General features: G+C 57.7%; 11 protein-coding genes. 8 read left to right on the top strand and 3 right to left on the bottom strand.

The features are described from left to right. Positions 1-23: 23 nt before the first annotated feature. Positions 24-1304, bottom strand: a complete 1281-nt coding sequence (locus tag IVA92_RS09995) for a hypothetical protein (protein WP_247279501.1) — start codon at positions 1302-1304, stop codon at positions 24-26. A gap of 131 nt (positions 1305-1435) precedes the next feature. Between IVA92_RS09995 and IVA92_RS10000 the strand changes: the two genes are divergently transcribed. From IVA92_RS10000 to IVA92_RS10025, 6 genes are all read left to right on the top strand, one after another. Further along, the gene (locus tag IVA92_RS10000; protein WP_247279502.1) at positions 1436-2629 is read left to right on the top strand and encodes an acyltransferase; all 1194 of its coding nucleotides are present in this window, start codon (positions 1436-1438) and stop codon (positions 2627-2629) included. After that, the gene (locus IVA92_RS10005; protein WP_247279503.1) at positions 2580-4124 is read left to right on the top strand and encodes a glycoside hydrolase family 16 protein; all 1545 of its coding nucleotides are present in this window, start codon (positions 2580-2582) and stop codon (positions 4122-4124) included. The genes IVA92_RS10000 and IVA92_RS10005 overlap by 50 nt, the downstream gene beginning before the upstream one ends. Positions 4125-4301: 177 nt before the next feature. Continuing rightward, complete coding sequence (locus IVA92_RS10010) at positions 4302-5402, top strand: glycosyltransferase family 61 protein (protein ID WP_247279504.1); 1101 nt, start codon at positions 4302-4304, stop codon at positions 5400-5402. Positions 5403-5415: 13 nt separating this feature from the next. Beyond that, on the top strand, positions 5416-6963 hold the full coding sequence (locus tag IVA92_RS10015) for a lipopolysaccharide biosynthesis protein (protein ID WP_247279505.1): 1548 nt from the start codon (positions 5416-5418) through the stop codon (positions 6961-6963). Between the two features lie 5 nt (positions 6964-6968). Continuing rightward, positions 6969-8051, top strand: coding sequence for a GDP-mannose 4,6-dehydratase (gene gmd, locus IVA92_RS10020; RefSeq protein ID WP_247279506.1), 1083 nt, complete (start codon positions 6969-6971; stop codon positions 8049-8051). Further along, positions 8032-8988 carry a GDP-L-fucose synthase gene (locus IVA92_RS10025; protein ID WP_275974791.1) on the top strand — a complete coding sequence of 319 codons (957 nt, stop codon included), beginning with the start codon at positions 8032-8034 and terminating at the stop codon, positions 8986-8988. The genes gmd and IVA92_RS10025 overlap by 20 nt, the downstream gene beginning before the upstream one ends. Positions 8989-9082: 94 nt before the next feature. On the opposite strand, the gene IVA92_RS10030 is transcribed toward IVA92_RS10025, so the two are convergent. Next, entirely contained in the window at positions 9083-9883 is an 801-nt protein-coding gene (locus IVA92_RS10030; protein ID WP_247279507.1) for an FkbM family methyltransferase, read from the bottom strand. Between the two features lie 412 nt (positions 9884-10295). Between IVA92_RS10030 and IVA92_RS10035 the strand changes: the two genes are divergently transcribed. Next, complete coding sequence (locus tag IVA92_RS10035) at positions 10296-11423, top strand: polysaccharide pyruvyl transferase family protein (RefSeq protein WP_247279508.1); 1128 nt, start codon at positions 10296-10298, stop codon at positions 11421-11423. Positions 11424-11433: 10 nt separating this feature from the next. On the opposite strand, the gene IVA92_RS10040 is transcribed toward IVA92_RS10035, so the two are convergent. Beyond that, complete coding sequence (locus IVA92_RS10040) at positions 11434-13098, bottom strand: putative Ig domain-containing protein (protein WP_247279509.1); 1665 nt, start codon at positions 13096-13098, stop codon at positions 11434-11436. A 292-nt stretch (positions 13099-13390) separates the two neighbouring features. Here IVA92_RS10040 and IVA92_RS10045 point away from each other — a divergent pair, with 292 nt between their 5' ends. Continuing rightward, complete coding sequence (locus IVA92_RS10045; RefSeq protein ID WP_247279510.1) at positions 13391-14209, top strand: glycosyltransferase family 25 protein; 819 nt, start codon at positions 13391-13393, stop codon at positions 14207-14209. Positions 14210-14259 lie beyond the last annotated feature (50 nt).

Below are 14259 nucleotides of genomic sequence, written 5' to 3' on the forward strand. Positions count from 1 at the left end.
GGCGCAGGGCTGGGACACTTCGGTCAGACGGCAGCTTTGGGACGGATCGACCTCAGGCCGGCGCCTGGCGGCTGCGACCATACGCACAGCATTGCCATCATGATCAGAAATGGAGCCATGGCGAGGTTGCCGCCGCCGAGCTGATAGCAGGCCAGCATTGTCAATGCGAGCATCGAGTTGTCTTTCCTGAATATCGAGAGGATGAGATAGAACAGGAAAATCAGTAGCCCGATAATTCCGTAATCCGCGACGAGCTTGAGAACGGGATTTCCGCTGCCGCCAAAGTAGGCAGGCGACCGTTCCAATCCGCCAGGCCCCGAGCCGATGAGCACTCTATCGGTCCGAAAGAGATAGTCCCAAGTCTGTAGTTGTGCGACGTAGCGAGCATAGCCGCTCGACTTGGTTGAACTGAATTCATCAAGTCTACTAACGATGGGATCAAAAGGTTCCGGTGCAACGAGGTACGTTGTGCCAATCGTCAAGGCAACGGCCGCCCCGATGGCGATTACCCGCAGTGATTTGAGCGGAGCAATCAGGGGATAGGCACCAAGGGACACGACGAGCACCAGGAGGCCCGATCCGGACCGAGTGAGCACGTACGAGATCGCGTACAACGGAAGATAGGCAAGTCGCCGCAAAATGAACACATCGACGACCACACCTATAGCGAGCAATTGGGACAGCGCTCCCGGCTCCATCGGGAAAAAACCGTTCGCGCGCCGATTCAACGACCCATAAAATTCCACCGCATTTTGATTGTAGGCGGACTCGACGAGGACCGGATCGAGCGCCGGGATTGCATCCTTGAACGAGAAGATGCGTATTCCGCCGAATTGAAGAACGATCTGGACGATTGCCAGAACGGCGCACAGCCGAACATAGAACAGGAAGACGGGAAGGACCGCCTCGTTCGAGAATTTCGTCGAGGGTCCGAACAGGAAGATCGAATTCGTGACAAGAACCATCGCAAGTGATGCCGGGCTGGTCTCGACACCGCGATCGGGAGATTCGGCTGCGGCGACCGCGCTGAAGAGAAACCAGACGACGACGAGTCCGAATGCGAGAGTCTGCGGCCCGCGAATGCTCACCAGACCAACCCACCATCCCCACGCCACGAGCGCGAAGAATCCGAACAGCGAAAAGAAGATCTGTCCGGTCCCGATGAGGAGCCCGAAGCGCTGCATGCAAATGCACAGAATGAAGGCGATATGCGCGAAAATGACGCTGTTGGTCTCGTCGCTTGACGCTGCTGCAGCGCGCTTGTTAGACGAGGTTCTGGCTGGGAATGTGTCGAGGCTCACCATGTTGGGACTCGTCGATTACTGTCTCTTGGCGCCTTGGTTGCGTCTGGGCACAGGGTAACGATCGCGATCGACCTTGGTCTCTCTCGTGAGGCTGTTCACCCTCTATACTCGAGCCTGTAGCGACTTCCCACATGGAACACAACGCGAGCGCAAGATTTAACCCTTACGTTCATGGTGCCAGAGGTTTGTTTTGCCTCATGGTATTCGTCTATCACGTCGTTCATTCCGGACTGCCCACGTTCGATCTGTTTGCCAGGGGGCCGTTGGGAGAAGCGCTGCAGACCGGGAAATTCGGTGTCGAGTTCTTCTTCGGCATCAGTGGAATCGTGATTCTGCCAAGCCTGTATCGGGCATCCTCGGTCGTGACCTTTATTCTTGATCGCTATGCGAGGATTCTTCCTGTGCTCTGGGCGACCGTGATCGCGATCGCGAGTTTTGGCTGGCTTTCAGGAAGGGGTCCAAGTCTGCTGCTGGTTGGTGCAAATCTGTTGGCGCCGCCTCCATTCATTGACATCATCCAGATCAATCCCGCCGCGTGGTCGCTCGGATACGAATTCCTGTTCTATGGAGTATGTGCCGCCGTCTTCCTGATCAGCGGCGTCAGTCGGCCGCTGGCCCTGGCATTAGCCGTCAGTTCGCTGATCTTGCTCGTGTACTATCCCCGCGCGCTCCTGATGATTGGTGGCGTGCTCATTGCGGAGAAGTACCTATCGTCGACCTTGTTGCAATCCTTGGCGAAGTACCCGGCGATCTTCTTTGTGCTATTCCTGGCTGTCTGGAGAGGCCTCGAGCTTGCCAGCGCAACAGACTACGTTGGCTTTGTGACGCCGGCACATTTGTCATTCCATGACTGGATCTCTGCTTTTCCATTTCTTGTTCTTGGTGGCGTCTTCGGGACTATTTTCCTGCTTGGCGTGTCCGGAGGAAACGGTCTGTTCGGAAGAATGCTGCGTTGGCAGGTGATGCAATGGCTGGGAACGATCAGCTTCAGTTTTTATCTCTGGCCGCCGATCGTCATGGCTGGGGTCAAGCTGATCATGTATCGAACGGGCATGGTCGATGCATTGGGGAGCGGATCGCAACTTTTTTTCCTCCTGGTCTCGCTTCCGCCGTCGCTTATCGTTGCGACGGTCAGCCATCGCTTCCTTGAAGTGATGGTGACGGGACAGATTCGAAAACGGCTCGATAGGGGCTCGGAAGAGAAACCGGCAGTCCGGCCGATCAATCAAGCACTCGACGGCACTCAAGGAGGGAACCTGATCGGGGAACAGTCAAATGTTCTTGATTGTTCGACAAGTCACCGCCCCAAAACGATCGCAAGTTAACTGTCTATTTGGGAAAAAGCCGCAGAGCCGTGCGCTCGATTGTGCCGGTTTGCGACGTGGCAGCGTTACCGCTGCCATCGTCTTTGCGCATTGGGCCGGCACAGCGTTTCCCAGCCGGACTAAGAGCCGAACCGAAAGGATCTCGTTGATGATCGCAGCCGTGCGCACGCAAGTCCTTTGTGTCGCCTCGATAGTCGTTGCACTCGGATCCGCGACGCCGGCCTGGTGCGCTGGCTGGGAGCTAGTTTTTTCGGATGAGTTCAACGGCGACAAGCTTGATCGGACCAAATGGGCCACCCGATACATCTACAACAACGAAACGATGGATCGTTTCAACGATGAAAAGCAGCGTTACCGCGACAACCACGTGATGTCCGAGGGTGCGCTGAATCTGATTGCAAACAAGAATGAAGGGGCGGACACGTTCGATTCCGCGATGATCCGGAGCCATCAGACATTCTACTACGGCTACTATGAAGCGCGGGTCTTTCTTCCGAATGCGCGGGGATCGTGGCCGGCATTCTGGCTCGAAGCCGACTACGACATCGATGGAAAGTTCTGGCATCCGCCGGAGATCGACATTTTCGAGTACGTCATCAATGGCGTGGAAGACAAGCCGAACATGCTGCACTCGAATGCCATGAGTAAAGATAAGTGGACGCCGCAGTCCTATACGTATGTGGACAGCTCGTTCGTGCTCAGGTTTCAGGACATGGTCAGCAAGGAGGATCTGAACAAGGACTGGCATATTGCCGGCTTCGTTTGGGCTCCTGACCGCATTTCGTTCTTCTGGGACGGTCGTCTCGTCTACACGCGCATGTACCAGTGGCTCAGGAAGGACGGCCAACTGGGGCCGCCGGCGCACATCGATCTCAATTTCGCTGTCGGCGGAGCAGCGTGGGCCGGTCGGCACGGGATCGATGATGCGGCTTTCCCGCAAACGTTCAAGATCGACTACGTTCGCGTCTGCCAGTTCACGTCCTCTGAGCGGGGAAGCCGAAAATGCGGTCCGAGCGACGTGACACCGGATCCGAATGATTTTGGATATAAGGCAGCGCTCAACGACATGCCCAAGCCGACATTTCTCAACGTTACGAATGTGGTGGCGGATAAGAAGCCGAATGCGGGGGTGTTGTCACTGAGCACAACCGACCCGCTCAAGATCGAAATTCCGGTCAAGATTCCGGACGACTATCCGACAAATCGAACGATTCATGCGTACGTCTTCGATGCAACAACCGGCGCGATGGTCGCATCGGCAAAGAAGCCGCTACAACAGGTCTCTCGCAAGGACGCGGAAGATGGCGTCAGTGTGATCGAATTTGCGCTGCCGGCCGTACCGCGTGAAGGGAACTATCTGCTGGGCAGCAAACTGACGGCTGAAGTCGCGGGCGAGGTCGGCCCCAAAGAAGTCCCAGTTGCTTGCGACACCACGGTGATCCAACCAAAAAAGGCCAGATCTTGCCGTCTATTGTCGCTGCATGTGCGCCGCTGATCGGAGGGGTGCATCCAGCGTGAGCACAACTCCGTGGATCTGGATCAAGCCGAGCACCACTGATTGCGATCGGCACGCTGTCCGAAGATCGGTCTGAATTTTGCTTTGGCTGTGGCAGGTGAGGCCTCATGCGGGCTTGCCTGTCACGATCAGTGTCTCTTGCATGGGTAGTCGTCCATGAACTCAAAGGTTCGCGCCGTCAGGCAAATCCTCCGTGGTGCATTGCGCGGCAGCCCGAGCCGGCTTTGTGATCATCGCACGTGGCGAAGTGAACATCCGCATACCTGGCTGACTGCCGTCGAGGAAGAGGTACTGGCGCGGAAGGCGCCGGTTCGATTCGGCAGCCGCGACGCAGGTTTCGGTGAAAGCGTTGACAACAGAATGCCCGAGCTGGGCATTCTCCGCCTGGACAAGGCCCGAATCCTCGGTCCCGACGGCTGGCTCGTGACGGAGGATGGATCGCTGCTCTACGAGAGCACCTGGTACGGATCGTCGTTCTCGCGCCATCCGCGATCAGTTGCCTACGGGACGCCGCTGCCGCTAAGTGGCACCTGTCTCTCGCTGGCGAGTGATTTCGCCGGAGGAAACTATGGGCACTTCCTGCTCGATTGCCTGGGACGCTTGGCGCTGTTTCAGAAAAGTGGCCTGTCGCTCGATGATGTCGATTATGTCTATTTGCCCAAGCCTGCGTCCGAAACGGCAGCCAAACTCGTTCGCCAGCTTGGAATTCCAATGCGCAAGTGCGTGTGGGCAGGCCAGGAGGATATCCAGGCCGATCTCGTGATTGGCACTTCGTTTCCAGGCTTGCGACGGAATTATGCGCCTTGGCTTACGGAGTTCTTCCGCTTGCAGCTAGCCAAGTCGCCGCTTCGTCACGACAGGCGCGTATACGTTCCGCGCAAAGGACAGAGGAAGGTTGCTAACGAAGAAGAGCTGATGCCTGCACTGAAAAAGTTCGGCTTCCAGATCTACGAATTTGACCACGTCGAGGATGAAGCGGCGTTTTTCGCGGAATGCTCGATTGTCGTTGGCCCACATGGTGCAGGGCTGACCAATCTCGTATTCTGCTCGCCTGGAACGCAAGTCCTGGAGCTGATTCCCTCAGACCACGTGCATCCCTACTACTACACGATCGCAACGTCCGCCGGCGCGGACTATTCCTACATCGTGGGAGACAGCAAGGGGACGCGCCCGCAGGGCGCGTTTGGGCCCAGTCCATTCGATTTCGAGGTTGCGCCTGACATCTTCGAGCGCGCACTGGAAACCATATGCCAATGAACGAGCATTGAAAATGGTCGCTCTTGGTGCGCGTACGCCGCTCCCTTTGTCGAAAAATTCAATCGCCATCGGAGCTGCCTGGATCGGCGTGAGCCGGCTGGTGGTTGCCAGTCTCGGCTTCCTGAACACGCTCGTATTGGCTAGAATGCTCACGCCGGAAGATTTCGGCCTGGTTGCTGTCGCGACGGCCATCATTGCTGTTCTGACATCTATGACTGAACTGTCCCTGGCATCGGCCCTCATTCACCACAAGGATCCAAGTGAAGATCAATTCCACGCCGCGTGGACGTTGGGCCTGGCTCGTGCCTGCTTGCTCGCACTCCTGCTGTCGTTGCTTGCTTATCCGGTGGCATTGTCCTACGGCGATGGCCGCTTGATTCCAATCCTGTTGGTCCTGAGCTGTTCGATTGTAATATCCGGCCTTCGAAACCCGATGCTAGCGATGATGCAGCGTCAACTCGTCTTCTGGCAGGAATTTGTGACGAGCAGTAGCCGGGCGCTCGCAACCATCCTCGTCTCCTCCGGGATCGCCATTTGCTTCAGTAGCTACTGGGCGCTGATCGCCGGGGCCGTCGTCGCCAACTTCATCGATGTGGTTGCCTCTTATTTGATCCAGCCGTTTCGGCCGAAATTCCGGATAAAGGGTAGCCGCTCCCTATTCTCGTTCTCTGTGTGGCTATCGCTCGGACAGGCCGTCAGCACGCTGAACTGGCGTTTCGACCAGATCATCATCGGATATTTTCTTGGGAAATCCACCCTGGGTGGATATGTGCTGGGCAGCGACCTGGCCGCCACGCCGACAAGAGAAGCAACAAATCCGCTCGCCGGGACGCTGTTTCCCGCGTTCGTGAGGCTGAGGGACGACAAAGCCGCCCTTCAACGAGCTTATCTGTCGGCGCAATCAATGCTGTGTGTGATCGCCTTTCCGGCCGGGTTCGGCTTCGCGTTGATCGCCGATCAATTCGTTCCGCTCGCGCTGGGTGAGGCCTGGGCAGGCGCGACAATCGTGATCCAGCTCCTCGGTGGTGCAATTGCGTTGCATACGCTCAGCGCGACCGTCCAACCCCTTGGTCTCGCGCTTGGGCAGACGCGCAGGTTATTTCATCGCGACGTTGCGATCCTAATCGTGAGGCTGCCTGTCATTGTTGCCGGCTTGTGGGTAGGGGGGTTACTTGGCCTGCTGGTCGCTCGCGTGGCGGTTACGCTCGGCGGTGTCGTCTACAACATGGTCCTGGTCCGGGAACTGATTGACGCTTCTGTCTCCCGGCAATTTCTCGTGAATCTGAGGACCGCTTTGTCCACCTGCACGATGATCATTGTCGGTCTTCTGACCAATTGGGCTTTCATTACATTTCTTGGCCATGAGTCTCACGTCTATGCTCGGTTGATTGCCGTTGTTCTCGTGAGCGCTCTTGCCTATGTCGGGTCACTTTTTGGAGTCTGGCGAGCGACAGGCTCGCCGGCCGGGCCCGAGCGTGAGATCCTGCGAATCCTGGGCGCAATCGCCGACAGGTTTGGAAAAACTGGGAAAGTCATCGATGAGAATCGAGTGGTCGGGTGAGCAATATGAATGAAAGATCGAAGCGCTGCGTCGCGCTGATTACGGGCGTCACGGGTCAGGACGGTGCCTATCTCGCCGAGTACCTGGTCGGCCTGGGCTACGCCGTTCACGGCATCAAGCGGCGATCGTCCTCATTCAACACCGCCCGTGTCGATCATCTTTATCAGGATCCGCATGCCGGCAATGTGCCGTTCCTGATGCATTACGGCGATATGACGGATTCGACAAACCTGATCCGTCTAATGCAGCAGATCCGGCCAACAGAGATCTATAATCTGGCTGCACAGAGCCATGTGGCGGTCAGTTTCGAGAGCCCGGAATATACCGCGAACGCGGATGCGATTGGAACGCTGCGGCTATTGGAAGCGATCCGCATTCTCGGCATGGAGAGGGAGACGCGGTTCTATCAGGCGTCCACCTCCGAGCTCTACGGCCTCGTGCAGGAAGTGCCGCAGAAGGAAACGACCCCCTTTTACCCGCGCTCCCCTTACGCGGTGGCGAAGCTCTATGCCTATTGGATCACGGTGAACTACCGCGAGGCCTACGGCATGTTTGCCTCGAACGGCATTCTCTTCAACCACGAGAGCCCGATCCGCGGCGAAACCTTCGTCACCCGCAAGATCACGCGTGCCGTTGCCCGCATCGAGACGGGTCTCGAAGAGACGCTGTATCTCGGAAATCTCGAGGCCAAGCGCGACTGGGGCCACGCCAGGGATTATGTCGAAGGCATGCACATGATCCTGCAGGCCGAGCGGCCTGACGATTTCGTGCTGGCAACCGGGGAGACACGCTCGGTGCGCGAATTCGTGGAACTCGCCTTTGCCGAAGTCGGCCGCAAAATCGAATGGCGGGGCAAGGGCGTCGAGGAATCCGGTATTGACATGAAGTCAGGCAGGATCGTCGTGCGGGTCGACCCGACCTATTTCCGTCCCACCGAGGTCGATCTCCTGATTGGCGATCCCAGCAAAGTGCGCGAGAAGCTCGGCTGGAAATCCAGGACCCCTTTCGCGCAACTGGTCAAGGAAATGGTGGCGTCCGATTTGCTCGAGGCCAAGCGAGAGGTTGCCAATGGCAAGCGCTCTATTTGAGCTGGCAGGCAAGACCGTCTTCGTCGCCGGCCATCGCGGCATGGTTGGCTCCGCGTTGGTGCGACGGCTCGCGGAGGAAAATGTCGAGTTGCTGACGGTGTCGCGGAGCGAGGTAGACCTGCGTGACCAGGCCGCCGTCGATAGATGGTTCGCTGCAAGGCGTCCGCAAGCAGTGTTCCTTGCTGCCGCCAAGGTCGGTGGCATCGTCGCCAACAATACGTTACGCGCCGAGTTCCTCTACGACAATCTCGCGATCGCGACCAACGTCATGCACGCCGCTCATGTTAATCGATGCGAGAAGCTGATGTTCTTTGGCTCCTCATGCATCTACCCCAAACTCGCAGTCCAGCCGCTGCGCGAAGAGTCGATGCTGACTGGTCCGCTGGAGCCGACCAACGAACCCTACGCGATCGCCAAGATCGCCGGCATCAAGATGGTCGAGGCCTATCGTAGCCAGTACGGTTCAAATTTCATCAGTGTGATGCCGACCAACCTCTATGGGCGCGGCGACAATTATCATCCAGAATACAGCCACGTCGTCGCGGCGTTGATCCGCCGCTTCCATGAGGCCAAGACGTCGGGAGCGAAGAACGTCGTGGTGTGGGGCACCGGCACGCCGCGGCGCGAATTCCTCTTTGTCGACGATCTGGCAGACGCCTGCATCCACCTGATGAAGACCTATTCGAGCGGCGAGCTCGTCAACATCGGCACCGGCGTGGACATTGAGATCGCCGAATTCGCCCGCCTGGTCGCGGAGACCGTCGGCTATTCCGGCGAGGTCAGCTTTGACACCTCGCGCCCCGACGGCACCCCGCGCAAATTGCTCGACGTCAACCGGTTGGCGAAACTGGGTTGGCGAGCCAAGACCCCGCTCGAGGATGGGCTCAAGCTGGCCTATCAGGCATATCTCGGCGAGAACCGGCAGGCGGGAGAGTAGGCAGCGCACTTCTGCCATTGCGAGCTAACGGTCGCGCATCCGCGCGCCCGTTGTCCGCAGCTGGCGCGATGCATCGGCGCGGCCACGGAGGCGATCACTCCGGAGCGAACCAGCATTTCGGCAGCACGACATCATCCCTGTTGGCGACGTTTCTCCTGTCGAGGTCGTGAGGAAATCTTCTCGCAGGCGTTCGGCGAGAGACGTGATCCTTGCGCAAGAACGAGAATTCCATGATCGGCGGGACCTTGAACTCCCTGTATTCGATGGGTTTGAAGTAATTATTCGGGTGAATGTGTACGACGTCGAAGTGCTTGGTGATCTTCTTGAAGACAGCGCCGATCAGCTTGAGACCGATGGGATTGAGAATTCTATTCATGGAATGGAATTCGATGATCATGATCCTGAAGCGCTTCAGGTCGTCGCAGCTCGTTTCGATGAGAACCTCGTATTCGCCGCCTTCAATATCCATCTGGAGGATGAGATCGCCGGTCCGAGGGCCCTTTCTCGACATCCAGTTCTCTAAAGTCATGAACTTGGCGTTGTTTTCGTTTCCGAGGAATTTCTTTTCGAAATCGAGTAGGTCATTGCGGATCGCGGGTGCATCCACCGAGAAGTCAGCGAGGAAACATGGGATGCCGCGTTCGGCAAGGCCGAGCTCGAAGTCAGAGACGTTGTAGACGCCCGGCGAAAAGCAACCGACGCAGCCATCGAGGTCGTCCGGAACCAAATAGCCGCCATCAGCCGATCCGCCCAGTCGAATCAATTTCTTGTCCGTCACGACAGGGAAAAGGTCCCGGAAGAATTCCCTGAGATCCTCCTCCTTTGAGGTGCCGGATATCATAAAGTCGTTATCAAGCAGGCGGGCCTTTACGTAGTCTTTCCACAAACCGATCATGCGGTTGACTCCGAGCTCGCTAGCGCATCTGGGTGCAGGCTTGCTGCAACAAGCGGCATTCCCGCAGGCTCGCTGCCTATGTTCGTTGCGATCAACACATTTGCCTGCCTTAAGACTTCAATAGATTCGATTCTTGTCATGAATATGTGCGGTGTTGTCGCTAATCGGCAGCGGTGCCGAGACTTGCCTTTTGGCTGCTAAGCCGATCTATTCCGTGCTCTGGAACCCGGTCAGCTTCCGCATCGGCGAGGGGACACCGAGAGAGGCACGAGAGCGTGAGCGCGAAAGATCGAATGACTGACCGGGGAAGCTCGCAGCGCAGCCGTCCGGCGTTCTCGCTGGCGGCACGCAGATGCGTCGTTCGCACAACCATAGCGGGTACCTGGCGCAATGGCAGAAGTGGATTAGTCGAATGGGAAGTTTTGCCGATGCATCTAAAGCCGTTCGATGCTGTGATGCGACCGACGGGACCGAACTCAGGACGATGGCCGAAATTCCCATGAAGGACTCCCGTACACTGATTGCAGAAATGCAGGATGAGATCGAAAAGGTCATCGGGCCTCATCTGGAGGGTGTCGAGGATTTTGCGCTGGTGGATTTCCCCAACCACTCGAATGTGGGCGACAGCGCCATATGGTTGGGTGAAGAGACCTATCTGCAGAGGAAGCTAGGCCGAGCCCCGTCCTACGTCTGCACCTATGACACCTGGTCAAAGGAAGAGTTTGAAAGAGCCGTTCCTGTCGGACCGATCCTTATCCATGGTGGAGGCAATTTCGGCGACCTGTGGCCCAGCCATCAGGAGTTTCGGCTCAGGCTTCTGTCGGAGTTTCCGGATCGCCAGATCATTCAGTTGCCGCAAACCATACACTTCTCCTCGAAGGCAAGTCTCAACCGCGCCGCGGAGATCATCAACTCGCATAAAAAATTCCGGATTCTGGTCCGCGACGTGCAAAGTTTGAATATCGCGACAACGGAATTTACTGCGCCCGCCGATCTCTGTCCGGACATGGCGTTCTGCCTGGGGGCGCAGAGTTCGCCAGCGGCAGTAACCAGGAAATTGTTGCTGCTGCTCCGAACAGATCACGAGAAGGTGGAGCAAAAGCGTTTTCCGCCGCTCCCGAATTTTGCGGTTGTCGAGGACTGGCTCATCGAACAACGAGGCTTGGGAAAGTGGTTGTTTGTCAAGGCGCTGCTCGAGACGGCGCTCCTCTTGCTCAAGGGCAGGACGCCGTCGGAGCTCGACGTGCGCATTCGGTGGTTTCACCTGCTCGCGTCGAACCGTGTAGCCCGTGGAATGAGGCAGGTTGGATCGTCGGCCTACGTGATCACGGACCGGCTTCACACGCACATCTTTTGCGTGTTGCTGAATGTGCCGCACTCGCTCCTTGACAACAATTATGGGAAAATCAGCACGTTCGTCGATGCGTGGAGCAAGCCCTTCGAAAAGTTGAGCCGGCCGCTGAGCACGAGTGTGGACGACGCCCTCGCAAACTTTCTGAATATCGGCCAGGGCAGTTCGGCCCCCACGGATCAAGGTTGACGGTCGAGCATCATCCTCCGTACGGGCGGTTCGCCGGATCGTGCGCGTGGACGGTGAAAGTTGTCGTTCTCTTTGTTGTCTGGCCCGCATTGTTTGCGCAGGAGATTGTCAGGTTGCTGACCCCCGTCGCCGTTGGAGCGCCATTGATCAGTCCGGTGGAACGGTCAAAGGCGAGCCCTTGCGGCAGTCCTTTGACGGACAAGGTCTTGGGCATCATGGCTCCGACATCGCACTCCGCATAGATATCGTGGCGGTAGCTGTCGCCTGCGGCGGCTGAAAGGGGGCGCGTCGTCACACGCGGGCCGCGATTGATCGAGAATCGCAGGGGCTCCATCGTTGAACCGTCAGGTTTGTAGCCATAAACGACGACATGAGACCGCCCGGCATTGCCTTCGGCCGTGAAGTCCGCCTTGATCGTGCGCGACGCCGGATCGTAGGAAATTCCTTCTGGGAATTGCGTAAACGTCGTCTGCTCCGTCATACCCGGTTCGGAGCTGTCATAGGGTACGACCTGGACGAATTCGGTAACGCTCGCATCGCCCCAAAGGGCCTTGGCGCTCGGCAGCACAATCTTGCCGTTGCCGTCGTAATCGACATTGAGATCTGCGACCGAAACCAGCGGCTTCCAATGCTTGACGCCTGTCGTCCGCCAGCCGCGGATCCAGTCGACATCGAGATAGGCGCCGGTCGCCGAGCTGGCCCACGCTGCGGCGTCATACGCCTCGCCCGCGAACGTGTTGTTGAATACGTGTGACGTCAACAGCACAAATGAGGGCATATTCTTGGTATTGGAATCCACGGCAAACTGGGATCGAAGGGCGCCATCGACGTAGAGTTGGGTGTTTGCGCCGTTTCGAAAGACAAAGCTGAAGACGTGGAACGCGCCGTCCATATAGTCGAAGGGTCCGGCGCTGTTGTCGGTCGAGATCGCCCCCGAGGTATGGACGATATTACTGAAGTGCATCCCTTGGGAGTTGCACTCCAGATCCCACTCGTTGCCGGTTGGATTGAGCACGGGTGCGACCGAATAGGTCCAGAACGCGGGGTGAAAGCCGGCCGGATTTGTAAGCCTGGGGCTGAACCGGCCACGTATCTCGACGATGACGGCGTTGGCGGTCGGGTAGTATGCAAACGCCCCGGCGGTATGGATCATCGCAGAGAGGTGCGGCCGCACGCCTCCATTGATGGACCGGTCGGTCGGCGTAAGGAATTCCTCCTCGCGCGCTGTTGCCTTGCGCGCTCCGAGGCGCAGCACCGAGCCGGAGATCAACATGTTGTCGAAGCCAACCGCGACGCCGCGGTTGCGGTCCTTGTAGCCTGTGGTCAGCGGGTCGGCATCAAAAGCTGTCCCGAGCGACGTGGTATTGCCGCGGATGCCTGGATGATAGGCGCCAGTCGGAAAGAACTTGCCGCGAGGGTTTGCCGGACCCACGATATCGAGAGTGTTGAATTCATCACCCCACGACAGGGTATAACCCGCATACAACCCACTGCCATTCTGGCCGACGACGGCGCCGCCGACGACCTGGCTGCGTTCCTTAAACAGCGGGATGAACTGCAGGCGCTGTCGCAAACCATCATTGATAGCGGCAAGATAAAGGACTGAGGCACTGACAACCAATGATGCGACGAACAATGCTGCAATGGTGCTGGTGAATCGATGCTTTGATGGCATTCGCGCCTCTTTGCCTGAGACCGTCGCGACTTTCGCGAGGTACATAGTCACACGTTTGTGAGGAGCCGTTGGTTCGATCCAAGGCCTCCGAATGCGGACCGCTTTAGGTATAGCCGCTCAACGTATAGCCGCGGATTTCGCCGTGCTTTTACGAAACAAAAATATGAAATGGCCACCAGCATGGCAGCGGCCGGGCAGGTGCCGCTCCTTGTCAGCACAGACAGGTTCGCGGTAATCGTTTGGAGATCACGTGCAAAACGGTTCCCAATCAAGATGTCGGACTGATCGATCAATGGGCAGCAATCTCAGAATTGTGGCGATTAGTTTGGCCGGTTCCGTGCGCCGCGAGCGCGCGCGTGCAAATCTGGAGTCGCTTGAGATTCCATGGACCTTCTTTGATGCACTGCGTGTGCCCGCCAAGGGGCTCCCGCAATATGATGAGGCGCTGGCCATCCGCTTTTGGGGCAGGGGCCTTTCACGTGCCGAGATCGGCTGCGCGGCGAGTCATATGAGCATCATGGCGCAACTCGCAGCGTCAGACACCGACAATTCATGGACACTTGTGATCGAAGACGACGTCATCCTCGATGCCGGCTTCAGCTTTCGATCGCTTCCTGACATCTGCAAGGCTGCCGAGATCGGCTATCTCCGGCTGTATGGGCGACACATGGCGCCGTGCAAGCACGTGGCCTGGCTGGATCAGCGGGAATTGGTGCGGTTTGAGCGTGCACCAATGGGAACGCAGGCTTATCTGATTTCCGGCCGTGCCGCGCGTCGATTTATCGACAGTGTGACAACGATCCATCGGCCAATCGACTGGGAGATGGACCGCTTCTGGGCAAATGGCCTCCACAATTATGCCTTGTTTCCTTTTCCGTGTCTTGAGCTGACGCTGACATCTTCGATCGTAAAGGCGGCGGAGTCGGTTCACGGGCCTACTGCGCTCGATAGAGCGGCTCGGTTTGCGTGGAAATCAAAGGAATATGTTCTGCGCCTGACGGAAAATCTCCGTCTTCGCCAGTCCGACAGGCGGATTCGCGCCCGCCTCGCTGGCGCATCCAGTCTTTCCGGACCAATGCCGGAGACAATTCGTACGATTGAAAGCGTGTGATCGACGAGGCGTGGGACGAGATCTGACGAGGCGGGTTGCCTTTGCGCCGT

The sequence above is a fragment of the Bradyrhizobium sp. 154 genome (genome assembly GCF_023073875.1).
Taxonomy (GTDB): domain Bacteria; phylum Pseudomonadota; class Alphaproteobacteria; order Rhizobiales; family Xanthobacteraceae; genus Bradyrhizobium.